Here is a 24,350-nt window from a genome sequence, read left to right as displayed (position 1 = left end):
TTACGTTTGTTTAGTCACCCGACGAACTAACTCTACCCCATACCCACCCAGCAACCGAACGATTCGCACCCGCGTGGCTCGCGGGGGCCACCGCCGTTCGGCGATAACGAAGGGAGCGCCCCGTGGAACCATCCGGCCCGGGCGGCGCCACCAACCGTAGAAACTTCCTGAGCCTGGTGGGCCTCGGTGCCGCGGCGACCGCCGGCGGCGGCCTGCTCGCCGGCTGCGGCGGCGAGGTGGGCCCCACCAGCAACGCGCAGGACCTGGACAAGCTCGCCGGCCTGCTGCCCAACCACAAGGAACTGGCGCTGGACATTCCGAAGCCGAGCATCACCGGTGTCCGGCCGGTGCCTGACGGCTACACGGAGTTCCCGACCAGCCTGGTCGACGCCATCGCCGACAAGCCCGCGACCAGCGGCCAGAAGATCACCGCGATGACCCCGGCCTGGGGGCCGGCCCCGCCCGGCGTGGGACAGAGCGCCTATCTGGCGGCGGTGAACGCGGAACTCGGCGTCGAGGTCAACTTCAGCGTCCAGGACGGCCTCCTCTACGCCAACAAGCTCAACGCGATGCTCGGGGCGCGGGACGTACCGGACCTGCTCTGCGTACCCGAGTGGGAGGTGTCGAAGCTGCCGCGCTTCTCCGACGCGGTCGCCGTACTCTTCGAGGACCTCACCGACTATCTCAAGGGCCCCGCGGTCGACGCGTACCCGATGCTGGCCACCTTCCCGTCCGGGGCCTGGCGGAACTCGTTCTGGAACGAGCGGCTGATGGCCGTCCCGAACCCGACCGACGGTCCCTTCCCGTGGGCGCTCCTCTACCGCAAGGACCTGCTCGACGCCGCCGGGCTGACCTATCCGAAGACCATCGACGAGCTTTTCGAGGTCGGCAAGGCGGTGACCAACCCCGGCAAGGGGGTCTGGGCCTTCAACGAGATCTTCGCGGTGGTCCAGATGTTCTACAAGGCACCGGGTACCGACGACGGCTGGCGGCTCAAGCCGGACGGCACCCCGGAGTTCAAGTACGAGACGCCGGAGTTCCGGCAGGCCGTCGAGTTCATGGTGAAGGTCTTCCAGGCCGGCCTGGTCCATCCCGACCTGGTGGCGACCAAGGGCGCCGACGCCAAGCAGCTGATGGCCGGCGGCAAGATCGTCTTCATGCAGGACGGTCCCGGCGCCTGGCAGGGCCTGCAGGCCGAGCACCAGAAGACCACCCCCGGCTTCAACGTGCAGGCGGTGCCGATCTTCTCGGCGACCGGCGGTGACCCGCTGGTCTGGGGCGACGACGACCCGATCTCGTTCACCTTCATCAAGAAGGGGCTCGGCAAGGCCCGGGTCGAGGAGCTGCTGCGGGTGATCAACTGGTGCTCCGCGCCGTTCGGCACGAAGGAGTTCGACCTGCGCGAGTACGGGGTCGAGGGCAAGCACCACACCCGGACGGCCACCGGGCCGGTCAAGACCGACCTCGGCTTCAAGGAGATCCAGAACCAGTACTTCTTCATCAGCGGGCGGAACCCGGTGCTCCAGCCGTTCCCACAGACGCCGAACTTCGTCCGGGACGCGCTCACCTACTCCAACGACATGGTGAAGTTCATGGAGAAGGACCCGTGGGCGGGGCTCAAGCTGGAGATGCCGGCCCGGTTCAAGGCCAGCCTGACCCCGACCGACGAGAAGATCATCGACGTCATGCGGGGGCGCCGCCCGTTGACCGATCTCGACACGATCATCTCGGAGTGGCGCAGCGGCGGTGGTGACGAGGCTCGCGACTTCCGTGCCAAGGCACTGGCCGACGCCGGACGATGAGCACTCGTGAGGCGGCCCGGGCGGGTGGTGCCGGTGAGGACCGGCGCCGCCCGCCCGGCTTCTCCGGGCCGGCCGGCAACCGTACCGGCGCCGACGCCCTGAGCGCGGCCAGCGACCCGGACCGCACCGGCGATCCTCCGGGTACGCCGGTCCGGCACGGACGGGGTCGGGGCCGGCGCGGCAAGCGGGCGCCGTTGCGGGCCCGGCTGCGCCGGGACTGGCCACTGCTGTTGATGGTGACCCCGGCCGCCCTGCTGCTGCTGGTCTTCCACTACCTGCCGACCCTGGGCAACGTGGTCGCGTTCCAGGACTACAACCCGTACGCCGGGGACACGCCGCTGGCGGCGTTCACGTCCAGTCCGTGGATCGGGTTCGGCCAGTTCGAGGCGCTCTTCGGTGACCCGGCGTTCTGGGACGCGCTGCGGAACACCCTGGCGATCACGGCGTTCCAGCTCGTCTTCTACTTCCCGTTGCCGGTCGTGCTGGCGATCATGCTGCACAACATCCTCTCCTCGAGGCTGCGTGGCTTCGTGCAGACCGTGGTCTACCTGCCGCACTTCTTCAGCTGGGTGCTGGTGGTGACGTTCTTCGTCCAGATGTTCGGCGGGGCGGGGCTGCTCGCCCAGGAGATGCGCGACGTCGGGCTCGAACCGTGGAACATCATGTCCAACCCGGACACCTTCATCCTGCTGGTCACCGCCGAGACCGTCTGGAAGGACGTGGGCTGGGGCACGATCGTCTTCCTCGCCGCGCTGTCCATGATCGACCAACATCTATACGAGGCGTCGGCGGTGGACGGGGCGAGCCGCTGGCGGCGGCTCTGGCACGTGACCCTGCCCGGCCTGCGGCCGGTGATCGTGTTGCTGTTGATCCTGCGGCTGGGTGACGCGCTCTCGGTCGGCTTCGAGCAGTTCATGCTGCAACGGGACGGCGTGGGGCGGCAGGCCGCCGAGGTGCTGGACACCTTCGTCTACTTCAACTCCATCACGACCGGAAACTACGGGTACGGAGCGGCGGCCGGCCTGTTCAAGGCGATGGTCGGACTGGTGCTGATCCTGGCCGCCAACCGGTTCGCCCACGCCCTCGGCGAGCGGGGAGTGTATTCGCGATCATGAGTGTGATTGATCCTGTACGGAAGGTCGGTCCGGACCTGCGCCGACGGCCGAGCAGCCGACCGGCCTGGGAGGAGAAGCCGAGCGTGGCCGGCCAGGTCACTCGGGGCGCCGTCCTCACCGGAGTGGTTCTGGCGGTGCTGATTCCGCTCTGGGTGGTCCTGGTGACCAGTCTGGCGTCCAGGGAGACCATCAACGAGGTCGGTGGTCTGGTCCTGGTGCCGAGGGAGATCGACTTCTCGGCGTACGTGACGATCTTCTCCGGTGGTCTGGTCGCCCGGGCGCTCTGGATCAGTACGATAATCACCGTACTGGGTACGGCGGTGAGCCTGACCCTGACCGTGCTGGCCGCGTACGGGTTGTCCCGCCCCGGCTCGGTGGCGCACCGGGGTCTGCTCTTCTACTTCCTGCTGACCTTCCTGATCTATCCCGGCATGGTGCCCAGCTATCTCGTGGTCACCGGGCTCGGGCTGAAGAACAGCATCTGGGCGCTGATCCTGCCGACCGCGATCAGTGTCTTCAACCTGGTGGTGATCCGGGCCTTCTTCCAGAACATTCCGGCGGAGCTGCTGGACAGTGCCCGGATCGACGGTGCCGGCGAGTTCCGGATCCTGGCCCGGATCGTGCTGCCGTTGTCCCGCGCGGTGATCGCCGTGGTCGGCCTGTTCTACGCGGTCGGCTACTGGAACGTCTGGTTCAACGCGCTGCTGTACATCGACGACAACTCGAAGTTCCCGATCCAGCGGATCTTGCAGAGTTTCATTCTCGCCGGCCAGTCCCCGAACACCTCGGGGATGGCGGTGGGCGTCTCGATGCCCCCGACGCTGGCGATCAAGATGGCGGTGGTCATCGTCACGGTCTCGCCGATCGTGCTGGTCTACCCCTTCGTGCAGCGCCACTTCGTCAAGGGCGTGATCATCGGCGCGGTCAAGGGCTGACCTGTTAGGAAGGGCCCCTTCATCTACAAAAAGCGATAACAGGGGGCCCTTCCTTACACTTGTTACTGTTGGTAGATAATCCGTTACGGACCGGATTGCTATGCTGATCGGTATGACCGCTATGGCGCCGACCCGTACCGAGCCGGATCTGTCGTTCCTGCTGGACCACGGCAGTCATGTGCTGCGGACCCGGATGGCGGCGGCGTTGGCCGAGATCGGGCTCACCGCGCGGATGCACTGCGTGCTGGTGCACGCCATGGAAGGGGAGCGGACCCAGGCCCAGCTCGCCGAGATCGGTGACATGGACAAGACCACGATGGTGGTCACGGTCGACGCGCTGGAGGCGGCCGGGCTGGCCGAGCGGCGGCCGTCCGGCCGGGATCGCCGGGCCCGGATCATCGCCGTGACCGAGCAGGGTGCCCGGGTGGCGGCGCAGAGCCAGGTGATCGTGGACAGGGTGCACGAGGAGGCGTTGGCGACGATGTCCCCGGACGAGCGGGCGGTCCTGCTGCGGGTGATGGAACGCCTGGTGACCGGGTATCTCGCCGCGCCGGTCGAGACGCCCACCCCGGTACGCCGCGCCCGTCAGCGGGAGAGTTAGATCGCAGACAGATAGTCTGCAACAAAACTATTTGGTACGGTCCTTCTGTTAGTCCGCTCGACAGGAGGACAAATGTCCGCTACATCCGGTTCGTCCGTGCCGCGCTCCCGCTGGGTCGCCCTCGGGGTGATCGCCTCGGCGATGTTGATGACCATCCTCGACGGCAGCATCGTGACCGTGGCGATGCCGGCCATCCAGCGCGATCTCGGCTTCTCCTCCGCCGGCCTGAGCTGGGTCGTCAACGCCTACCTCATCGCCTTCGGTAGCCTGCTGCTGCTGGCCGGACGCCTCGGCGACCTGCTCGGCCGCAAGCGGATGTTCCTGGCCGGCACCGCGCTGTTCACCGCCGCCTCACTCCTGGCCGGCGTGGCCGGCTCCCCGGCGGTACTGATCGTCGCCCGGTTCCTCCAGGGCGTCGGCAGCGCGGCGGCGACCGCCGTCAGCCTCGGCATCCTGGTGACGCTCTTCGTCGACCGCAGGGAACGGGGTACGGCGATCGCCGTCTTCAGCTTCACCGGCGCCGTCGGCGCGACACTCGGTTCCGTACTCGGTGGGCTCCTCACCGACGCGCTCGACTGGCACTGGATCTTCTTCATCAACCTGCCGATCGGGCTCGCCGCGCTCGTGGTCGCCCGTCCCGTGCTGCCGAGGGACCGGGGGCTCGGCCTCGGGGCCGGTGCCGACGTACTCGGTGCGCTGCTGGTCACCGCCGGCCTGATGCTGGGCATCCACACCGTCGTCAGCATCGGGTCGCGCGGCGCGACCTCGGGCGCCACCCTCGGGTACGGCGCGCTGGCCGTGATCCTGCTCGTCGCCTTCGTCGCCCGGCAGGCCACCGCGGCGAACCCGCTCCTGCCGCTACGGATCTTCCGGTCCCGCAGCGTCGCCGGGGCCAACCTGGTGCAGATCCTGATGGTCGCGGCCTGCTTCGCGTTCCAGATTCTGGTCGCGCTCTACCTGCAGAACGTGCTCGGCTACGGCGCCGCCAAGACCGGACTGGCGATGCTGCCCGCGGCCGCGGTGATCGGGGCGGTGTCGCTCGGCGTCTCGGCCCGGCTCAACGCCCGGTTCGGCGAACGCACCGTCCTGCTGGCCGGGCTGGTGCTCCTGGTCGGGGTGCTCGGACTGCTGGTGCGGATTCCGGTGGAGGCGAACTACGTCGTCGACCTGCTTCCGGTCATGCTGCTGACCGCCGGCTTCGGCCTCGCCCTTCCGGCGCTGACCGCCCTCGGGATGTCCGGCGCCCGCGAGGACGACGCCGGACTCGCCTCCGGATTGTTCAACACGACCCAGCAACTCGGCATGGCCCTCGGCGTCGCGGTGCTCGCCACGCTCGCGGCGTCCCGGACCGGGGACCTGCTCGCGGCCGGCCAGACCGAGGCGGCGGCGCTGACCGGCGGCTACCGGCTCGCCTTCGCGGTCGCCACCGGGCTGGTCGTCGCCGCCCTCGTCGTCGCGCTCACCGTGCTGCGCCGGCCGCAGGGCCGGCCCGACGCCGGACCGGTGGAGCGCGACCGGGTCGCCGTGGCGTCGCCGGCCGCCTGATCAGGTTCTGCACCGGCCTCGAATACCGCCAGCTCGCGATCGTCGAGACCAGGGCCCGGTGGAGGTGCGCCGGGATCGGCGCGACTTTGAAGAGGGACGGGGCGCCCCCCACCTGGGCACCCCGCCCCGACCTTCAACCCCGCACGGTGGGTAGTCCATCCAGGAGCACCGGCACCGTCTCGGCGCCGCTGAGCAGCAGCCGATCCGGCAGCCGGGCTCCGTCCACCCTGGCGAGGGCGATTCCACTGATCGACAGCGGCCCGTCGGCCTCGACCCGGAACTCGTTCCCGGAGCGGCTGGCCCGGATCGTCGTGTCGCCGTCGACGTCGTACACCACCGTGCTCGCGTCGCTGGCGCCCCAGCTAAGCACGGTGACATCGGAGAAGGGCGCGTCGCCGACCCGGTCGGCCGGCGGCAGCACCGGAATCAGCGCGCCGAACCGGACGAAGAGCGGGACCTGGTGCAGTGGTCGCCGTACCAGCAGGTGCCGGCCGCCGGTGTGCACCTCACCGGTCCAGAAGTCGACCCAGTCGCCGGCCGGAAGGTACACGTGCCGGCGCCCCTCCGGGTTCGTCATCGGGGCCACCAGCAGGTCCGGCCCGAGCCGGTACTCCAGTTCCGCCGTCCAGGCGGCCGGGTCGTCGGGGGAGTCCACCAGCAGCGCCCGCATCATCGGCGCACCGGTCCGGGCCGCCACCACGGCGGCCGAGTAGAGGTACGCCATCAGCCGATACCGCAGCCGGAGCGCGTCCACCGCGTCCCGCTCGGCATCGGCGGGGAAGTCCCAGGGCAGCCGGCTGGTGGTGCCGTGGAACCGGATCAGCGGGGACAGCGCGCCGAACTGGGCCCAGCGTACGTAGAGGTCAGGCGACGGTGTGCCGTGGAACCCGCCGGTGTCGTGGCTCCAGAACGGCACCCCGGAGAGTCCGTGGCTCAGCCCACCGCGCAGCGTGCTGGCCATCGCCGGGTACGTCGAGTTGCCGTCCCCGCTCCACTGCGCCGAGTGCCGCTGCCCACCGAGGTACGACGACCGGGCCCACACCGTGGCATGCCCGGCGACCTGCTGGGTGACCGCCGAGACGACGTCGTTGAAGAGCAGCGTGTAGACGTTGTGCAGCTCGACGCCGGTCATCCCGTTGTACGCCACGGAGTCGGCCGGTACGCCCTCGGCGAAGTCGGTCTTGAACACGCTGACGCCCTGCTCCAGCAGCGGCCGGAGCAGGCTGGCGAACCAGTCGACCGCCGCCGGATTGGTGAAGTCGACGATTCCGCCGGCCGGATGACTGCCGTGCCAGGTGTCGGCGACGTAGACCGAGCCGTCCGTCCGGCGCAGGAAGTAACCGGCCTCCGCCGCGTCGGCGAAGAGCGGGCTGCCGGTCATCACGTACGGGTTCATCCAGAGGCTGACCTTGAAGCCCTGCTCGGCCAGGGACGCCAGCATGCCGGTCGGATCCGGGAACTGCTCGGCGTCCCAGCGCAGGTCCGACCAGGCTCCGGCGACCTGCCAGTAGCAGTCGAGGTGCAGCACGTCGCAGGGGATGCCCCGGTCCCGGATCTGCTGGGCCCGCTCCAGCACCCGCGGCTGGCTGTCCCGGAAGAACCCGGACGAGATCCAGGTGCCGAAGGCCCACTTCGGCGGCAACGCGGGCCGGCTGGTCAGCCGGTCGTACCGGTCCAGGATCTCCACCGGGGTGGGGCCGGCGAGTACGTAGTAGTCGATCAGGTCGTCCGGCACCAGGATCTGTACGCAGCTGTGGGTGGACTGGCAGATGTCGAACTCGACCGGCATGCCGCTGTCGACCAGCACCCCGTAGCCCCGGCTGGACAGGTAGAGCGGGACGTTCTTGTGCGAGCGGTCGGACTCGCTGCCGAAGGCGTCGAAGTTCCACATCAGCGCCCGCTGGCCGCGCTTGTCGAGCGGGGTGAACTTCTCGCCGAGGCCGACGAACTGCTCGTCGCCGGGGGTGATGAAACTTTCGTGGTAGGCGGCCACTGTGCCGTCGACCAGCGAGCGGCCGAACGGCAGCGTCCGGAGCCGTCCGCTGATGTCCTGCTCGCCGCGACTCTGGCTGACCAGTTCGGCCCCGGTGGAATCGACGAAGCGCAGGTGCCAGGGGTCGAGGCAGAGTTCCGCGACGACGGCCCCGGCGTCGACGCGTACCCGGTCGGTCTCCACCCGCACGTCGGCCCGGTACGGCTGGGGGTGCACCAGGGGCAGGGCGCGAGCGGCGCGGCCCCGGGCCGTCGGGTCCTCGCTGAGGCGTACCCGGATCACGCCCTCGCCGGCGGCGGTGATCCGGACCGCGAGCGAGCCACCGTCCGAGGTGCCCGCCTTGAGCGTCACGCCCTGGCCGTCCGCGCTGAGTACCTCGGCCCGGGTCAGCGCGGAGAGTCCGTGCTCGCCCGGCGCCCGGACCGGTAGCTCGGGCGGGTCGGCGACGAACGTCTCGTGCGGGACCAGGGGCGGTCGGTACGGCATTCGGTCTCCTCGGCTCCCGGGACGCGGACCGGCGCGGTTGTCGGCGGCGGTGACCGTGACACCCGGCGGGCTCCTATTAGTTTCTTTGGTAACCCAACAAACTGTCAACGGCGGAAGCGGAGTCGATACGAGCGCCCGGCCACCAACTCGACGTGGACCGGCCCGCCGACCGGCAGCCCCACCGTCACCGACCGGTCCACCGGGGAGACCAGATCCGCCTCGACATCCGTCGGTGTCCAGGCCAGCCGGGCCACCGTCACCGGTCCCCGGGCCAGCAGCCCGGTGACGCTGCCCCGCCGCCAGGCCCGGGGAAGCGCGGGCAACAGGTCCAGCCGGCTCGGCGGTGCCCCGGCGCCGGCCCGGACGGGACCGAGGGTGCTCCGCAGCAGCATGGCCGCGACCACCGCCGGCAGTCCGCCGCAGAGGTCCACGTTGAAGATCGCGTTCCGGTTGTGCGTGGAGACCAGGTTGGGGCGCCAGTAGCGACCGGCCATCAGCAGCAGGGTCTGGTACGCCTCCTCGGCCAGCCCGAGCCCGGCGGCGGCCAGCCCGAGCTGCGCCAGCCCGTACCCCATCTCGTCGGACTCCGCGCCCTGCCACCAGGCCAGCCGGCGGCGGATCGCCAGGGCGGCGGCCCGGCGCAGCCGGGGATCGGCGGTGATCGTCGGGTCCGGCTCGTACCAGAGTGGATAGAGGTGCGAGGCGTGCCGGTGCGCATGGTTGTCCGACAGCTCCGGTGCGATCCACTCGGCGAGTTCGCCGGTCGGGGCGATCCGGTACCCGGGCAGCGCCGCCAGCAGCGCCCGGCAACGCTCCTCGGTCGGTTCGACGCCCTCCCCGGTCGGTTCGACGCCCGTCTCCGCGGTCTCGGCGGTGCGGAGTGCCGCGGTGGCGGCCGAGAGGTTGCGCAGCAGGTCACCGACGGCGGCGACGTCGGCGGTGGCATCGACGCCGGCCTGCGAGCCGGTGTTGGCCGGCGCGTTCTCCGGCGAGTACGACGGCGCGAACCGGGCCGGGCCGTCCCCGTCCGGGCCGGTGGTGACGAAGTCCAGATAGAACTCGGCGGCCCGACGCAGGAACGGAAGAGCCCGGTCCCGCAGGAAGCGGTCGTCGCCGGTGTAACACCAGTGGTCGTAGTAGAGCCGGGACAACCAGGCCGCCCCGGCGGTCCAGAACGTCTGGCACCAGACCGGCCCGAAGTGGTTCTGCCGGCCGTGGCTGGTCAGATGGGTCGGCGTCAGCACGCCGCCCGCGCCGTACAGCCGGCGGGCGTTGTCCCGCAGGTCGTCGGTGACCGAGTCGAGCAGGTCGAACAGCGGGGTCATCAGTTCCGGCGTACCGGTGACCGACAGCGCGGCCAGTGCGGCCGGCAGGTTGCCGTTCAGGGTGTACCCACTGCTCCACGCGGGTCGGTAGGTCCCGCTCCAGACGCCCTGGAGGGTCGGCGGCAGGCCGCCGCAGGCGGAGACGGTCGCGTACCGGCCGGCCGCGAAGAGTCGTTCCACGAGCGCCGTGCCCGGTGCCGCGGCGAGCAGGTCCTCGGTGTCGGCCGCCCGGCCGGCCCGTGTTCCACCCAGGTCCAGCCGGACCCGGCCGACCAGGTCGCCGTGCCGCCGGGCGTGCGCGGCCAGCAGCGTGTCGAAGTCCGCCGGCAGTTCCGCCAGTTCCGGACCGGGCGAGGGTACGCCGTCCACCGTGGTACGCAGCAGCAGGAGCGTGTCGTCGACCAGCCTGGTCCGTACCGTGTAGCCGGTGGCCTGCCCGGTGCCGGCGGTCGGGAAGTGGGCGCGCAGGCCGAGCCCGTCGGCGGTGATCCGCACCTCGACCGGCACCGGCGGCTCGCCCCCGATCGGGCCGAGCCTCATCCGCCACCGGGTCGGACCGGTCAACCGGACCACCAGCACGTCGTGTGCCCGGGAGACGAACGCGGCCACCTCGGTCTCGCCGTCGACACCGGTCTCGCCGTCGACGCCCCGCCAGGACTGGGTGACCACCCCGGTGGCGAAGTCGGTACGCCTTCGATAGCCGTCGGCCGGGTTCGGCAGCGGTGGGATGCCGGCCGTGGATGTGCCGGTCGTCGGTGTGCAGAACAGGGTGGCGGCGCCGACCAGCGGGTCGACCCAGCGGGTGGTCGCGTACCCGGGTTCCACCTCGGCGGCGAACGTCGCCACCCGGTCGGCGGCCTCCTGGTAGCGCCCGGCGGCGAGTTGCGCCCGTAGCTCGGCGAGGATCCGGGCGGTGGGTGGCGGGTCGAGCGGCGGACCCAGCGGCAGGAACAGCCGCTCGTGCGAGACGGTGATCCGGATTCCCGCCGGGCCGCCGTAGCAGAGGGCGCCCTGCCGGCCGTTGCCGGTGACCAGCGCGTGTTCCCAGTCGTCGGTCACGGTGGTCGAGACGAGTCCGTTGACAGGGAGATCCACCCCGCCTACTTTGGCTGGAAGCCCAACAAAGGTCAACGATCCCGGGCGGTGGAAGGGCGGGGGCGGATGCGCTGGCCGGGCGGCCTGACCGGGCTCTGCTACGGCGGTGACTACAACCCGGAGCAGTGGCCGCCGGAACTCTGGCCGGCCGACGTCGAGCTGATGCGCCGGGCCCGGGTCAACCTGGTCACGGTCGGGGTCTTCGCCTGGTCGCGCCTGGAACCGCAGCCCGGCCGGTACGACTTCGAGTGGCTGGACCGGGTGCTCGACCTGCTGTACGACGGCGGCATCCGGGTGGCGCTGGCCACCCCCACCGCGTCCCCGCCGCCGTGGTTCTCGCTGCGGCACCCGGAGGGGCTGCCGGTCACCGCCGACGGGGTCCGGCTGAGTCACGGCAGCCGGGACACCTACTGCGTCAGCGCCCCGGCGTACCGGACGGCGGCCCGGAAGATCGCGTCCGCGCTGGCCGGGCGGTACGGCGACCATCCGGCGCTCGCGCTCTGGCACGTGCACAACGAGTACGGCACGACGTGCCACTGTGAGCACGTCGCCGCCGCGTTCCGGAACTGGCTGCGAGTGCGCTATGTCGAGCTGGACCGGCTGAACGAGGCGTGGACCGGCAGCTTCTGGAGCCAGTACTACTCGGACTGGGAGCAGATCCGGCCGCCCCGGGCCACCCAGTACCTCGGCAACCCCGGCCAACTCCTGGACTTCCGCCGGTTCCTCTCCGACGAGCTCCTCGGGGCGTACGTCGAGCAGCGTGACCTGCTCCGCGCGGCCACCCCGGAGGTGCCGGTGACCACCAACTACGTACTCGGTGGATGGGTGCCGGTGGACCACACCCGGTGGTCGACGGAGGTGGACCTGGTGGCGATCGACCACTATCCGGGCGAGGCCGGACCGGGCGCGGAGGAGCAGACCGCGTTCGCCGCCGACCTGGCCCGGTGCTGGGGTCGACGGGCCGTCGGCGGGCCGAGCTGGCTGTTGATGGAGAGCGCGCCGAACCTGGTCCTCACGCCCGGCCGGATGCACGCCAAGGAGCCGGGACGGATGATCCGGCACAGCCTCGCGCACGTCGCACGGGGCTCCCGGGGGGCGATGTTCTTCCAGTGGCGGGCTTCGCGCGGCGGTGCGGAACTCTTCCACTCCGCACTGCTGCCGCACGCCGGCCCGCAGACCCGGGCGTTCGAGGAGGCGGTGGCGCTCGGCGCGACCCTCGACCGGTTGGCCGAGGTGGACAGCGGGGTGGTCCAGGCACCGGTGGCGATCGCCTGGGACGCGGCCTGCTGGTGGGGGATGCAGGCCGTCGTACTGCCGTCGGAGCAGCTCGACTACCTGGCCGAGGTGTCGGCGGCGCACCGGTCCCTGTGGCGGGCCGGCCTCGGCGTCGACGTGGTCGCCCCGGGCGACGAGCTTTCCGGGTACGCCCTGCTGGTGCTGCCGGCGCTCTACCTGGTCTCGGACGCGTACGCCCGGCAGGTGCGCGACTACGTGGCGGCCGGTGGACACCTGGTGGTCGGCTACTTCAGCGGGATCGCCGACGAACACGGTCGGGTACGCCTCGACGGCTACCCCGGTGCCTTCCGTGACCTGCTCGGGATCCGGGTCGAGGAGTTCCACCCGCTCGACGCCGCGGAGCGGCTGCCGCTCTCCGACGGCACCAGCACCGGCCGGCTCTGGTCCGAGACGGTACGCCTGACCGGCGCCGAGCCGGTGCTGACGTACGTCGGCGGGGTGCTCGACGGGCGGCCGGCGGTGACCCGACACCGGTACGGCGACGGCGTGGCCTGGTACGTCTCGACCCGGCTGGGCGACGACGCGTACCGCGAACTGCTGGCCGGTGTCGCCGGGGCGGCCGGCGTCGGGCCGACCTGTCCGGGGGCGCCGGACGGGGTGGAGGCGGTGCGCCGGCGTACCGCCGGGGAAAGCTGGCTGTTCCTGTTGAACCACACCGACGTCCCGCAGACCGTGCCGGCGTCCGGAGTGGACCTGCTGACCGGGGTACGCGCTGAGTCCGTCACGCTGCCGGCCGGTGGTTGTGCCGTGCTGCGGGAGCGGTGAGGGATCGGCGCTCCTGCGGGCCTCGTGACCTAGGGTACTGGCAGGACCCTCTGGTCGGGTCAAGGCATGGAGACGAGGTGGGTTTGCGGTACGATCCGTACCCTGAAGGAGGGGCCCATGGCTGCGGACGTGCCAGCACGGTCCCGGCCGCCCGCGACGAGGCGGCGGGGAACCGAGCTGGAGCAGGCGATCCTGCGTGCGGCGGCGGACGAACTCGTCGACGGCGGATACCGCGACCTGACCATGGACGCGGTCGCGCGGCGGGCCGGCACCAACAAGAACGCGATCTACCGCCGCTGGCCGAGCCGAGCGGCCCTCAGCGTCGCCGCCTATCGGCAACTCGTCGACTCCGACCTGCGGCCATCGGACACCGGCGACCTGCGCAACGATGTGCTGGACCTGCTGGGCCGGTTGAACAGCGACGCGGCCTCACCTCGGGGCAAGATCCTGCACAGCCTGCTGGCGAGCGTCGCCGATGATCCCGCGCTCCTGGCCGAACTGCACGAGCAGACCGCCGACGCCAACGTGGGTACCTGGCTGACCATCCTGGGCCGGGCCGTCGCCCGCGGCGAGGCTCGGCCCGAGGCACTGCACCCGCGAGTCGCCACCGTGGCGATCAACCTGCTCCGCAACGAGTACCTGACCCGGGGCATCAAGAAGGTCCCGGACGCCACCATCGTCGAAATCGTCGACGAGGTGTACCTGCCACTGGTGGAACGACGCGGGCTGCCCCCGACCAGGACGCGCCCGGCGCCGCGAGCCCAAGTCATCGGCTACGGCCCTGCGCCGGGCGTAGGCTGACCCGCGTGGATCAAGAAGACCGCATCGCCCTGTTCCTCGACTACGAGAACCTCGCGTTGGGGGCGCGCGACCACCTCGGCGGAATGGCGTTCGACTTCCGTCCGATCGCCGACGCCCTCGCCGAGCGGGGGCGGGTGATCGCGCGGCGGGCGTACGCGGACTGGTCGTACTTTGACGAGGACCGTCGGATGCTCACCCGGTCGCACGTGGAACTCATCGAGATACCCCAGCGGATGGGTGCCTCGCGGAAGAACGCCGCCGACATCAAGATGGCGGTCGACGCCGTGGAACTCGCCTTCGAACGCGGGTACATCTCGACGTTCGTGATCTGCACCGGTGACAGTGACTTCACGCCGCTGGTGCACAAGCTCCGCGAACTCAATAAGCGGGTCATCGGGGTCGGCGTCGAGAACTCCACCTCGGCACTGCTGCCGCCCGCCTGTGACGAGTTCCTGTACTACGACCGCCTCGAGGGCGTCGACGTCCCGGCGGCACGGGGTCGGCGGGGACGCCCGGCCCGGCCGGCCGGCCCGGACCCGCAGCAGGTGGAGGTGGAACCGGAACCGGAGCCGCAGCCGGCGGTCGAGGAACCCGTACGCGACGTCGACGCGCTCGCAGTCCTCGTGGCCCAGACCGTGGCCGGGCTCCAGGGCAGTTCCGGCGGTGCGGTGACCGCCTCCACGCTGAAGCGAACCCTGCTCAGGAAGGACCCGACGTTCAGCGAATCCAACTACGGATTCCGCGCCTTCGGGGAACTCCTGCGGTACCTCGCCGGGCGCAACGTGATCGAGTTGACCGAGGGCCCGGCCAAGGGCGACCCCGAGGTGTCGCTGCCCGAGCACGGCGATCGGGAGGAGGCGTTCGGGCTGCTTCGCTCCGTGGTGGTGGACCTGGCCGGCAAGGAGGGCGCGGTGGCGCTGTCCGGCCTCAAGAACCAACTTCGGCGGGCCCGACCCGATTTCAGCGAGAAGAAGCTCGGCTATCGCACCTTCCTCCAGTTCTGCAAGGCCGCCGCCACCAGTGGCGCGGTCCAGCTGCGCTGGAGCCCGGAAAGCGACGACTATCTGCTCACCCCGAACGCGTCGTGACCGTCCGGCGTCCGGTCGGCGGCGGACCGTCCCCCGGGTCGTCCTCCGCCGCGTCGGCCGGCTGAGGACTGGCGATAGGGTCTGGGCCCATGCGGACGAAGCAGGAGCTGGGCGAGGCCATCCGGCGGCAGCGCCGGGCGGCGCTCGTCGTCAACGCCCGCTCCCGCCGAGGTCGCCGGCTCTACGCGGGAGTCCGGTCCCGGCTGGCGGCGGCCGGCTTCACCCTGCTGGGGACGTACCCGGTCGATCGGCCCGGTGAACTCGAGGTGAGCCTGGCGGCCGCCGCCGAGCTGGGTCCGGATCTGCTCGTCGTCGGTGGCGGGGACGGCACGATCGGCGCCGCCGCGCGGCTGCTCGCCCACCGCGACATCGCGCTCGGCCTGCTGCCGCTCGGCACCACCAACAACTTCGCCCGGACCGTCGGCGTTCCGCTCGACGTCGACGCGGCCATCGCCACCCTCGCCGAGGGCAAGGTGATCGACGTCGACCTCGGGATCGCGGGTGGGATGCCGTTCGCCAACCACGTCGGCATCGGCCTGTCCGCCGAGGTGATGCTCGCGGCGCCGCCACGACTCAAGCGGATCACCGGCCGGCTCGCGTACCCGGCCACCGCACTGGCGCTGCTGCCCCGGCACCGCCCGGTGAGCATCACCGTACGGGCCGACGGGCAGGCCCGGAAGTTCCTGACCCACCAGCTGTACGTCGCCAACGGCGGCTTCCACGCCGGCCGCCCGATCACGGCGGACGCGAACGCCGACGACCGGCTGCTGGTGGCGTACCCGGTCGGTGGCCCGGCGCGCCGGGACCTGCTCCGCGACACGGCCCGGAACGCGGCGACCGGCCACCGCCGCACCCTCGGCGACGAGCCGTTCCTCGCCACCGGCGAACTCTGGGTGGAAACCGATCGACCGGCGCCGGTGGAGGTCGACGGCGAGGTGTGTGGGAAGACCCCGATCCAGATCGGGCTTGACGCGAACGCGCTGCGGGTGATGGCCCCGATCGACACCCCGGACCGTTGAGTCGGGCGATCCAGCCTGGGGTCGACATCGATGAGTTCTCCCGTGGGTAGACTCGTCCGCAGCGTCGCGGTGTACCCGGCACGGAGACCGCCGAGGGCATGGAGGCGCGGTACAGCAAGGGTTCTGATGGTGTCAACCACCGGACCGGACGGCCGGGTTCTGGCGTTCGGCAATCAGTTGATCGAGATCCACATCTGGCTCCGCGAGGAGTTCGCCCGGCTCCGCGAGGACGTCGACTCCTATCTCGACGGCGGGGAGCCCGGCGTTCGCGCCAACCTGGCGGCGGCGTTGCCCGCGCACTGCCTGGCCTTCTGTTCGGCGTTGACCCGACACCACACCGGCGAGGACGGCGGGGCGTTTCCGGCGCTGGCGGAACAGTTTCCGGCGCTGCGCCCGGTGCTGGCGGAGCTTGAACGCGACCACCGGATCCTGACCGACATCCTGCGCCAGCTGACCGAACTCCTCGACGGCCTCGGTGCGGAACCGGAACCGGACCCGGATCAGGCGATGCGGGTACGCGCCGAGTTGGAGGGCCTGGAGGCGGTGATGGAGACGCACTTCCGGTACGAGGAGAAGAAGATCTCCGAAGCCCTCAACGCGCTGGCGGCTCCGGGTCGGAGCACGGCCGACCTGCTGGGAGTGCCGTACCCGCCGCCGTCGTGACCGATCGGGCGGGCAGATCCGGTGCGGTGGCTCAGAAGTAGTCGAGCAGTTCGGCTCGGGGACCGGTGCCGAGCAGGTCGAGCCCGCTCGGGTCCGTTCCGGCGGGACAGTGCAGCAGACCGGCCTCGGCGACCGCGTACGCGTTGGCGGCGCCGGTGTAGAGGAGGGCGAAGCCGCGTACCGAGAGGGTCAGCGGGGGCTGCTCGGAGATCCGGTGCAGTTCCGCCGCGCCACCGTCGACCTCCAGCCGCCAGTTGCCGGAGTTCCACGGTGCGACGTCGTCGGTCAGGCTGAACTCGACGTGGCCGCGTACTCGCTCCGGCCAGCCTCGACCGGCTACCGCCCGGACCACGTCGACCGGCCGGTGCATCCAGACCCGTTGCTCGTGCTGTCGGGCATGTTCCAGTGGCAGCTGTGCGGCGATCGCGTCGTGGGCCAGCGGCCACAGCCGTACGGTCGGCGTGACGCTGTGCCAGCTCGCGAGTACGCCGACGAGTTCCCGGGCCGCCTCCGGCGTGGTGGCGAGCACATCCTGCACCGTCAGTACGGCGTGCTGGTCGTACCCTCGGCCGCGTTCCCAACTCGCGTACCCGACCAGGTGTCCGCCCTGCTCGACCAGGGTGAGCCCGTCCATCCCGTCCGGCAGCGCGGTCGGCGGCTCGTCCCGGTCGAACAGGCCACCCCGGCGGGTGAGCAGGCCGCAGCGGTGGCGGGCGATCCGGTCGTACAGGTCGGCCACCGCCGGCAGGTCCTCGGGGCCGCCGGGCCGGACCGAGAGGTCGGGGGCCGGCCGGGTTCGGGGCAGCGCCACGGTCGGCAGGTCGACGGCCCGCAGGGCGCCGGTGACCTCCCAGCCGCTGCGCCGGTACGGCTCGGTCACGGTCGGGTACAGCGCGCTGACCGCGGCTTCGCGGGCGTGGGCGCCGCGCAGTAGTTCCTGGAGCAGCGACCGGGCCACGCCCCGCCCCCGCGCCTCGGGCAGCACCGCGACTCCCGCGACGTCCGCCGCGACCAGCCGGCGGCCGGCCCACCACTGCTCGTGGTGCAGGTCGACGGCCTTGCCGACCAGACGCCCGTCCGAGTCGAACGCGCCGTACCGGGTCAGCCCGGACAGCAGCGGCGGCGGGGTGGTCGGGGCGGCGCTCGGCGCGGCGCTCGGGGCGGAGCCGAAGGCCAGCCGCCCCAACTCCCCGGCGGCCGCGAACTCGCCGACCTCGAGCTGCCGGATCTCGGTAACGGTCGGTCGCATCGGCAGAGCGTAGCCACCCGGCGAGGACGTCCACCATCGAGTCCGCCCGTGTCGCCCGACCGATCCGGCGCCGCCAACGGACGACCGGAACCGTTCCGCCGTTCGGTCGCGCTGAGCGAACCCGTAGCGCCGATTATGTCGGACCGTTTATCCGGCACCGGCGAAAGTCACCGGGCAAGATGTCGATCGGGTCCGAATCGGTGACTATTCAGTACGGCGTCGCATCCATTCTTTGTACGGCCGCTGTTTCGAATAGAGACAGATCTTGTACAGCGTACGTGTCGACGCTTGCGATTTCTTTTCGCCCGGTGTCCACTGCTCGTGTCGTACAAACTGGAGGAGGGCTAATGGCGACCTGGACAGACCTCGCTTCCTACGTCCGATCGAATTACAAGATCTCGCACGAAGAGCCCAACCTGATCAAGCTCATCTTCGAGACCGAGGGCCTTCGGTCGCAGGCCGTCCTGCTGTGGCACCTGACGCTGGCGAACGGCGAGGAGGAGTGGGTCCAGATCGAGTCGTCGTTCGGCGAGCTCGGCTCGGTGGACCTGTCCCGGGCATTGAAGGAAATTGGCGAGACGGTGTGCGGCGGAATGGCGCTGATGGGCAAGCTCGTGACGTTCCGCCATGCGGTTCCGCTGCTCAACCTGAACATCAACGAGTTTGAGCGCCCCCTGTTGTTGGTGACGACGACCGCCGACAACCTCGAACGTACTCTGACTGGCCGCGACAAGTTCTGAGAACTGTCCGGCCACGGATGCCCACCCGCGTCCCCCAACGCGGGTGGGCATCCGTTCTTCTGTCGCTCGTTCGAATCGTCGGATAAATCGGTGCCCCGTCCGTCCAGCCCGGCCCCTTGCGTTCCCACCCCGCCCCTCCGTCGACCCCGCCCTCGCGTCCGGCCCCACCCTCGCGCGTCCAGCCCCGCTCGCGCGTCCGGCCCTGCCCTCGCTTCCAACCCGCGCCCTCCCGCGTCCGGCCCCGCTCCTTCCGTTCGGCTGGCGGGGGGTTCGCGCGGTCGGTGGCGAGCGCGCGGGCGCTGCGCATCGACGCCGGAGCGTGGGGTGTCGGCCAGGGGTGTGCGCGGGAGATGAAACCTTTAAATTGCGAGGCTCGATGTTGTGCTCCGGAAAGCGCTTGCCCTAGCATTCAAGTGCGCTGGAAGCCGTCCCCCCGTTGTCGGGTTGCCGTTGAACTGTTCCATTTTCGGCTACCCAAGCGCGGTCCGAGTACCACCGGCCCCGGGCAGGCCGGAGCAGCATCGCTGTCGCCGGCCGGGCTTCGTACCTCCGTGCCGCGCCCCCGCCTCCAACGGAGTTGATCATGCGTATTTCGCGACATCGCACCACCCTGCTCGCCGCGACGACGGCGGCCGTCCTGACCGCGACCGGGGCGTTCACCGCAGTGGTCGCCTCGGCCGCCGCGGCCGGCTGTCGGGTCGACTACCAGGTGGCCAACGAGTGGCAGGGTGGCTTCGGCGCCAGTGTCACCCTCACCAACCTCGGAGACCCGGTCACCGGCTGGAGCCTGACCTGGACGTACGGCGCCGGCCAAACGGTCACCCAGGCGTGGAACGCCACGGTCGGCCAGAGCGGCAGTCAGGTCACGGCCACCAACGTCAGCTACAACGGCGCGCTCGCCACCAACGCCGGTGTCGCGTTCGGCTTCAACGGATCCTGGACCTCCAGCAACCCGGTGCCGACGAGCTTCGCGATGAACGGCACCACCTGCACCGGCTCGGTGGGCCCGACCGCCACCACGCCGGGCGGACCGACCACCACCCCGCCGGTCACCACACCCCCGCCGACCACCCCGCCGGTCACCACACCTCCGGTCACCACCCCGCCGCCGACGAACCCACCGGCCGGGGCCAAGCAGATGGAGGATCTCGACCGGGGCCTGGTCAGCGTCCGGTCCGGCAGCGCGAACCTGGTCTCCTGGCGGCTGCTCGGCACCGAGACCTCCGGCGTGTCGTTCAACCTCTACCGGGGCTCGACCCTGGTCAACTCGACCCCGATCACCGGCGCCACCAACTACCTCGACTCCGGGGCGGCCGCCGGCTCGGCGTACACCGTCAGGGCCGTGGTCAACGGGACCGAGCAGGCCGCGTCGGCACCGGCACTCCAGTTCGGCAGCGGCTACCTCGACGTCCGGTTGCAGGTGCCACCGGGCGGCAGCACGCCGTCCGGGGAGGCGTACACCTACTCGGCGAACGATGCCTCGGTCGGCGACCTGGACGGCGACGGCCGGTACGAGATCGTCGTCAAGTGGGACCCGTCCAACGCCAAGGACAACTCGCAGTCCGGGTACACCGGCAACGTCTACGTCGACGCGTACACCCTGACCGGCACCCGGCTGTGGCGGATCGACCTGGGCCGCAACATCCGGGCCGGCGCCCACTACACCCAGTTCCAGGTGTACGACTACGACGGCGACGGCCGCGCCGAGGTCGCGATGAAGACGGCCGACGGCAGCCGGTCCGGCACCGGTCAGCTGATCGGATCGTCCTCGGCCGACCATCGCAACTCCAGCGGCTACGTGCTCGCCGGGCCCGAGTTCCTGACCATGTTCGACGGTCAGACCGGCGCGGTGCTCTCGACGGTCAACTACGAGCCGGCCCGGGGCACCGTCTCGGCCTGGGGCGACAACTACGGCAACCGGGTGGACCGGTTCCTCGCCGGTACGGCCTACCTGGACGGGCAGCGGCCGTCGCTGATCATGGCCCGGGGCTACTACACCCGCAGCGTCATCGTCGCCTGGGACTTCCGCAACGGCGCGCTGACCCGGCGCTGGACCTTCGACTCCAACTCCGCCGGGTCGCAGTACGCCGGCCAGGGCAACCACTCGCTGACCATCGGCGACGTGGACGCCGACGGCCGGGACGAGATCCTGTACGGGGCGATGGCGGTCAACGACAACGGCTCGGCGCTGTGGAACACCGGCCACGGGCACGGCGACGCGGCCCACCTCGGCGACCTCGATCCGGCCCGTTCGGGGCTGGAGTACTTCAAGGTCAGCGAGGACTCCTCCAAGCCGTCGTCCTGGTTCGCCAACGCGCGTACCGGACAGATCTACTGGTCCACCGCCGCGGCCGGGGATAACGGCCGGGGCGTGGCCGGGGACATCTACGCCGGCAGCGCCGGGGCGGAGTCCTGGTCGTCGGCGGCCGACGGGCTGCGCAGCCCGTCCGGCGCGAACGTCGGCCGCAAGCCGTCGTCGAGCAACTTCCTGATCTGGTGGGACGGCGACCCGGTCCGGGAACTGTTGGACCAGACCCGGATCGACAAGTACGGCACCAGCTCCGACACCCGGCTGCTGAACGGCAGCGGGGTGGCGTCGAACAACGGCACCAAGGCCAACCCGGCGCTCTCGGCCGACATCCTGGGTGACTGGCGCGAAGAGGTGATCTGGCGGACCAGCGACAGCGGGGCGCTGCGGATCTACAGCACTCCGACCCAGACCAGTACCCGGATCCACACCCTGATGCACGACCCGATGTACCGAGTGGCGATCGCCTGGCAGAACACCGCCTACAACCAGCCGCCGCACCCGAGCTTCTTCATCGGAAACGGCATGTCCACGGCACCGGCGCCGTCGATCTACCTGAGGTAGCGGCCCGTTCGGATTGGCGGTCGGACCGCCGCGGCGCCGGTAGGGCCGGACGCCGCGGCGGACCCGACAACGCGAAGCCGCACCGGCCCGCAGGGTCGCTCATCTCCCCGCCGGCCGGTGCGGCACACACCGCGACATCACGCGACCCGTCCCGATCGCGCTTGTCGAACCACCACCGGTATGAACACTAGGCCCCTTCCGGTGCCGGCCGATGACAGCGCGGTGAAGAGTGTGTTTCGCGCCCGCCGACCAGCGTGACCCCGGTCACCCACCGCACAACGGACCCCGGTCACCCACCGCACAACGGATCGCCGGCCACCCACCGGACAACGGATCGCCGGCCACCACCGCACGGATCGCCGGTCAGTGCTCCCGGCGCAGTCCGCCGACCACCTTCTCCGCGATCAGCTCGTACGAGCGCACCCGGTCGGCGATGTCGTACACCAGGGTGGTCAGCATCAGCTCGTCGGCGCCGGTCCGGGCCAGCAGGTCGGTGAGCTGCCGGCGGACCGTCTCGGGCGACCCCATCGCCTGCCCCTCGCGCCGATCGGCCACGAACTGCCGTTCCAACTCGGTGTACGGGTAGGCCGCCGCCTCCTCCGGCGTGGCCAGCGGCTCCGGTCGGCCGCCGCGCAGGCGCAGGAAGGACAGCGAGGCCGGCCCGGCCAGCCACTCGGCCCGTGCGTCGTCCTCGGCACAGACCGCGTTCACCGCCACCATCGCGTACGGCTGGTCCAGCCACTGCGACGGGCGGAAGCTCTCCCGGTAGAGCGCCAGCGCCGGCAGCGTGTTCGCCGAGCTGAAGTGATGGGCGAACGAGAACGGCAGGCCGAGCAACCCGGCGAGCCGGGCGCTGAAGCCGCTGGAGCCGAGCAGCCAGATCGCCGGCCGCTCGCCTCGGCCCGGGGTAGCCGTGATCGGTCCCGGCCGTTCCCCGGTGAAGTAGTTGAACAGGTCGGCCAGTTCCTGCGGGAAGCCCTCGGCGGAGAGGCCCTCGACCGTACGCCGCAGCGCCAGCGCGGTCGCCTGGTCGGTGCCGGGCGCCCGGCCGATCCCCAGGTCGATCCGGCCCGGATGCAGGGCCTCCAGCGTCCCGAACTGCTCGGCCACCACCAGCGGCGCGTGGTTGGGCAGCATCACCCCGCCGGAACCGACCCGGATGGTCGAGGTGGCGGCGGCCAGGTGGGCGATCAGCACGGCCGGCGCGGAGCTCGCGATCGCCGGCATGTTGTGGTGTTCGGCCACCCAGAAGCGGTGGTAGCCGAGTTCCTCGGTCCGCCGGGCCAGCTCGGTGGTGTGGCGCAGGGCCGGGCCGGCGGTGGTGCCGGCGGCGACCGGTGCGAGGTCAAGGACAGACAGCGGTACGTCAATCACACGTTCGGCAACCCGGGAAGAGCCGGATTTCTTCCGCCGGCGGTCGACAACTCCCCGCCGGGCGTCGACTGCTCCGGGCCGGTCTTTCCGCAGGAAGGCCCGATCGGTGGGCGGCTCGTGGTATCACTCGGAACGGAAAGCCGGACATCTCGGGTGAGCGACGCGTGACGGGAGAAAGCGGGCCGAATGGTACTCGGTGGCGGGGCGGACCTGCTGCGCAACGAGGAAAGTTCGCCACGGGCGACCTTCCTGGAGCTCTTCCTCGACCTGGTGTACGTCTTCGCGCTGACCCGGGTCTCACAGCGGCTCGTGCAGGATTTCAGCGAACTCGACGGGGAGGTCTTCGGCCAGGCGCTCCGCGCCGTACTGCTGCTGCTGACCCTCTGGCTGCTCTGGGCGATGACCACGCTGATGACCAGCCGGTTCGACCCGGAACGGGCGATGGTCCAGGTCATCGTCGTGGCCACCATGTTCGGCAGCATGGTGATGGCGGTCGCCGTACCCCGGGCGTTCGAGCAGCACGGCCTGATGTTCGCGTTGGCGTACGTGCTGAGCCAGATCGGCCGGCCCCTCGTCCTGGGGCTGACCCTGCGCGGCGACCCCCGGCAGCGGATCTCCGTCCGGCTGGTGTTCTGGGGCCTGTGCACCGCCCCGCTCTGGATCGGCGGAGCGCTCGCCACCGGCGACCTCCGACTGCTGTTCTGGGGACTGGCCATCGGCGCGGACTACCTTGGGCATCTGCTCCGCTGGCCCACCCCGAGGCTGGGCCGCGCGGCGAGCCTGGAGTGGCGGTTCGCGGGCGAGCACGTCGCCGAGCGCTACCAGCAGTTCTTCCTGATCGCGCTCGGCGAATCGATCCTGGTCACCGGATTCGCGTTCAGCGGCAACGAGTTCACCATCGCCCGGTCGGCCGCCTTCGTGATCGCCTTCGCGACCACCGTGCTGCTGTGGCGGCTCTACTTCTTCCAGGCCGGGTTCGCGCTGGCGGAGGCCTTCAACAGCGCCCGGGACCCGACCCGGTTCACCTGGTCGGCCACCTACACCCACCTGGTGATCGTGGCCGGTGTGGTGACCACCGCCGTCGGCTACGAACTCGTGGTCACCCGTCCGCTCGGGCACACCGACGCTGCCTGGGTCGGTGTGATCGTCGGCGGCCCGGTGCTCTTCATGGCCGGCCGGGCACGGTTCGGGTACGAGGTCTACGCCCGGTTGCTCTGGTCGCGGCTGATCGGGATCGTCCTGCTCGTCGTCGTGGCCCCGGCGCTGGTCTTCGTACCGCCGCTGGCCGCCGCCGGCATCGTCAGCGCCATCCTGCTGGGCATCATCGTCCACGACGTGGCCCGGATCAGAGGCCGGGAGCCGGCGCCCGCTTCGTCACCGCTGTGACCGGACCGAGCCGAGCCGGCTGCGGGACCGTCTGGCATCCTGACCGGTGCGGTGGAATCAGAACACCTGCGGCGGTCGCCTCTGCCGGCACGGCCACCGGGCCTTAGAGTCTCGGTGCCACCGAGTGCGTGGCCGCGACGGGTGGGCAGCGGCGGTCCGTCTACTGTGCGCAGACCAGGGCTCGTCGTCGCTTCCGTATC

General features: G+C 70.9%; 17 protein-coding genes. 13 read left to right on the top strand and 4 right to left on the bottom strand.

Annotated elements, in window-relative coordinates:
* Positions 1–122: 122 nt before the first annotated feature.
* The 5 genes from H4W31_RS39115 (at position 123) to H4W31_RS39095 (ending at position 5,998) form a co-directional block, all read left to right on the top strand.
* Positions 123–1,802, top strand: a complete 1,680-nt coding sequence (locus H4W31_RS39115; RefSeq protein ID WP_192771190.1) for an extracellular solute-binding protein — start codon at positions 123–125, stop codon at positions 1,800–1,802.
* Positions 1,799–2,917 carry an ABC transporter permease gene (locus tag H4W31_RS39110; RefSeq protein WP_225945911.1) on the top strand — a complete coding sequence of 373 codons (1,119 nt, stop codon included), beginning with the start codon at positions 1,799–1,801 and terminating at the stop codon, positions 2,915–2,917. The genes H4W31_RS39115 and H4W31_RS39110 overlap by 4 nt, the downstream gene beginning before the upstream one ends.
* Positions 2,914–3,852 (top strand): carbohydrate ABC transporter permease, encoded by a 939-nt coding sequence (locus tag H4W31_RS39105; RefSeq protein WP_192771189.1) that lies wholly within the window; start codon positions 2,914–2,916, stop codon positions 3,850–3,852. Before H4W31_RS39110 ends, H4W31_RS39105 begins: the two co-directional genes overlap by 4 nt.
* A 112-nt stretch (positions 3,853–3,964) precedes the next feature.
* A complete protein-coding gene (locus H4W31_RS39100; RefSeq protein WP_192771188.1) occupies positions 3,965–4,453 on the top strand; it encodes a MarR family winged helix-turn-helix transcriptional regulator in 489 nt (162 codons plus the stop codon).
* 72 nt (positions 4,454–4,525) lie between these two features.
* On the top strand, positions 4,526–5,998 hold the full coding sequence (locus H4W31_RS39095) for a DHA2 family efflux MFS transporter permease subunit (protein WP_192771187.1): 1,473 nt from the start codon (positions 4,526–4,528) through the stop codon (positions 5,996–5,998).
* A 133-nt stretch (positions 5,999–6,131) separates the two neighbouring features.
* Here the strand turns inward: H4W31_RS39095 and H4W31_RS39090 are convergent, their stop codons facing one another.
* Positions 6,132–8,477 (bottom strand): TIM-barrel domain-containing protein, encoded by a 2,346-nt coding sequence (locus tag H4W31_RS39090; protein WP_192771186.1) that lies wholly within the window; start codon positions 8,475–8,477, stop codon positions 6,132–6,134.
* Between the two features lie 104 nt (positions 8,478–8,581).
* A complete protein-coding gene (locus tag H4W31_RS39085) occupies positions 8,582–10,897 on the bottom strand; it encodes a glycosyl hydrolase family 95 catalytic domain-containing protein (protein ID WP_192771185.1) in 2,316 nt (771 codons plus the stop codon).
* Positions 10,898–10,963: 66 nt separating this feature from the next.
* Between H4W31_RS39085 and H4W31_RS39080 the strand changes: the two genes are divergently transcribed.
* The 5 genes from H4W31_RS39080 to H4W31_RS39060 all read left to right on the top strand — a co-directional run bounded on the left by H4W31_RS39080 (position 10,964) and on the right by H4W31_RS39060 (position 16,529).
* Positions 10,964–12,958 carry a beta-galactosidase gene (locus H4W31_RS39080; protein ID WP_192771184.1) on the top strand — a complete coding sequence of 665 codons (1,995 nt, stop codon included), beginning with the start codon at positions 10,964–10,966 and terminating at the stop codon, positions 12,956–12,958.
* 117 nt (positions 12,959–13,075) lie between these two features.
* On the top strand, positions 13,076–13,759 hold the full coding sequence (locus H4W31_RS39075) for a TetR/AcrR family transcriptional regulator (protein ID WP_192771183.1): 684 nt from the start codon (positions 13,076–13,078) through the stop codon (positions 13,757–13,759).
* Positions 13,760–13,764: 5 nt separating this feature from the next.
* A complete protein-coding gene (locus tag H4W31_RS39070; protein ID WP_192771182.1) occupies positions 13,765–14,847 on the top strand; it encodes an NYN domain-containing protein in 1,083 nt (360 codons plus the stop codon).
* 89 nt (positions 14,848–14,936) lie between these two features.
* On the top strand, positions 14,937–15,866 hold the full coding sequence (locus H4W31_RS39065; RefSeq protein ID WP_192771181.1) for a diacylglycerol/lipid kinase family protein: 930 nt from the start codon (positions 14,937–14,939) through the stop codon (positions 15,864–15,866).
* A 126-nt stretch (positions 15,867–15,992) separates the two neighbouring features.
* A complete protein-coding gene (locus tag H4W31_RS39060) occupies positions 15,993–16,529 on the top strand; it encodes a hemerythrin domain-containing protein (protein ID WP_192771180.1) in 537 nt (178 codons plus the stop codon).
* A 31-nt stretch (positions 16,530–16,560) separates the two neighbouring features.
* On the opposite strand, the gene H4W31_RS39055 is transcribed toward H4W31_RS39060, so the two are convergent.
* A complete protein-coding gene (locus tag H4W31_RS39055; RefSeq protein WP_192771179.1) occupies positions 16,561–17,778 on the bottom strand; it encodes a GNAT family N-acetyltransferase in 1,218 nt (405 codons plus the stop codon).
* Positions 17,779–18,125: 347 nt separating this feature from the next.
* On the opposite strand from H4W31_RS39055, the gene H4W31_RS39050 reads away from it, so the two are divergent.
* Together H4W31_RS39050 and H4W31_RS39045 are read left to right on the top strand one after the other, a co-directional pair.
* Positions 18,126–18,518, top strand: coding sequence for a hypothetical protein (locus tag H4W31_RS39050; protein ID WP_192771178.1), 393 nt, complete (start codon positions 18,126–18,128; stop codon positions 18,516–18,518).
* A gap of 583 nt (positions 18,519–19,101) precedes the next feature.
* The gene (locus H4W31_RS39045) at positions 19,102–21,390 is read left to right on the top strand and encodes a rhamnogalacturonan lyase family protein (RefSeq protein WP_192771177.1); all 2,289 of its coding nucleotides are present in this window, start codon (positions 19,102–19,104) and stop codon (positions 21,388–21,390) included.
* Positions 21,391–21,753: 363 nt separating this feature from the next.
* On the opposite strand, the gene H4W31_RS39040 is transcribed toward H4W31_RS39045, so the two are convergent.
* Positions 21,754–22,764 (bottom strand): LLM class flavin-dependent oxidoreductase, encoded by a 1,011-nt coding sequence (locus tag H4W31_RS39040; RefSeq protein WP_192771176.1) that lies wholly within the window; start codon positions 22,762–22,764, stop codon positions 21,754–21,756.
* Positions 22,765–22,950: 186 nt separating this feature from the next.
* On the opposite strand from H4W31_RS39040, the gene H4W31_RS39035 reads away from it, so the two are divergent.
* A complete protein-coding gene (locus H4W31_RS39035) occupies positions 22,951–24,150 on the top strand; it encodes a low temperature requirement protein A (RefSeq protein WP_192771175.1) in 1,200 nt (399 codons plus the stop codon).
* Positions 24,151–24,350: the final 200 nt, after the last annotated feature.

It is taken from the genome of Plantactinospora soyae, from assembly GCF_014874095.1.
GTDB lineage: Bacteria > Actinomycetota > Actinomycetes > Mycobacteriales > Micromonosporaceae > Plantactinospora > Plantactinospora soyae.
This window is presented reverse-complemented; position numbering and strand designations above follow the sequence as displayed.

Excerpts from the sequence above, each read along its gene's own strand:
- H4W31_RS39050 (WP_192771178.1), top strand. The coding sequence starts at position 18,126 with ATGGCGACCTGGACAGACCTCGCTTCCTACGTCCGATCGAATTACAAG.
- H4W31_RS39110 (WP_225945911.1), top strand. The coding sequence starts at position 1,799 with ATGAGCACTCGTGAGGCGGCCCGGGCGGGTGGTGCCGGTGAGGACCGG.
- H4W31_RS39090 (WP_192771186.1), bottom strand. The coding sequence starts at position 8,477 with ATGCCGTACCGACCGCCCCTGGTCCCGCACGAGACGTTCGTCGCCGAC.
- H4W31_RS39035 (WP_192771175.1), top strand. The coding sequence starts at position 22,951 with ATGGTACTCGGTGGCGGGGCGGACCTGCTGCGCAACGAGGAAAGTTCG.
- H4W31_RS39060 (WP_192771180.1), top strand. The coding sequence starts at position 15,993 with ATGGTGTCAACCACCGGACCGGACGGCCGGGTTCTGGCGTTCGGCAAT.
- H4W31_RS39045 (WP_192771177.1), top strand. The coding sequence starts at position 19,102 with ATGCGTATTTCGCGACATCGCACCACCCTGCTCGCCGCGACGACGGCG.
- H4W31_RS39105 (WP_192771189.1), top strand. The coding sequence starts at position 2,914 with ATGAGTGTGATTGATCCTGTACGGAAGGTCGGTCCGGACCTGCGCCGA.
- H4W31_RS39095 (WP_192771187.1), top strand. The coding sequence starts at position 4,526 with ATGTCCGCTACATCCGGTTCGTCCGTGCCGCGCTCCCGCTGGGTCGCC.
- H4W31_RS39055 (WP_192771179.1), bottom strand. The coding sequence starts at position 17,778 with ATGCGACCGACCGTTACCGAGATCCGGCAGCTCGAGGTCGGCGAGTTC.
- H4W31_RS39100 (WP_192771188.1), top strand. The coding sequence starts at position 3,965 with ATGACCGCTATGGCGCCGACCCGTACCGAGCCGGATCTGTCGTTCCTG.
- H4W31_RS39080 (WP_192771184.1), top strand. The coding sequence starts at position 10,964 with ATGCGCTGGCCGGGCGGCCTGACCGGGCTCTGCTACGGCGGTGACTAC.
- H4W31_RS39075 (WP_192771183.1), top strand. The coding sequence starts at position 13,076 with ATGGCTGCGGACGTGCCAGCACGGTCCCGGCCGCCCGCGACGAGGCGG.
- H4W31_RS39065 (WP_192771181.1), top strand. The coding sequence starts at position 14,937 with ATGCGGACGAAGCAGGAGCTGGGCGAGGCCATCCGGCGGCAGCGCCGG.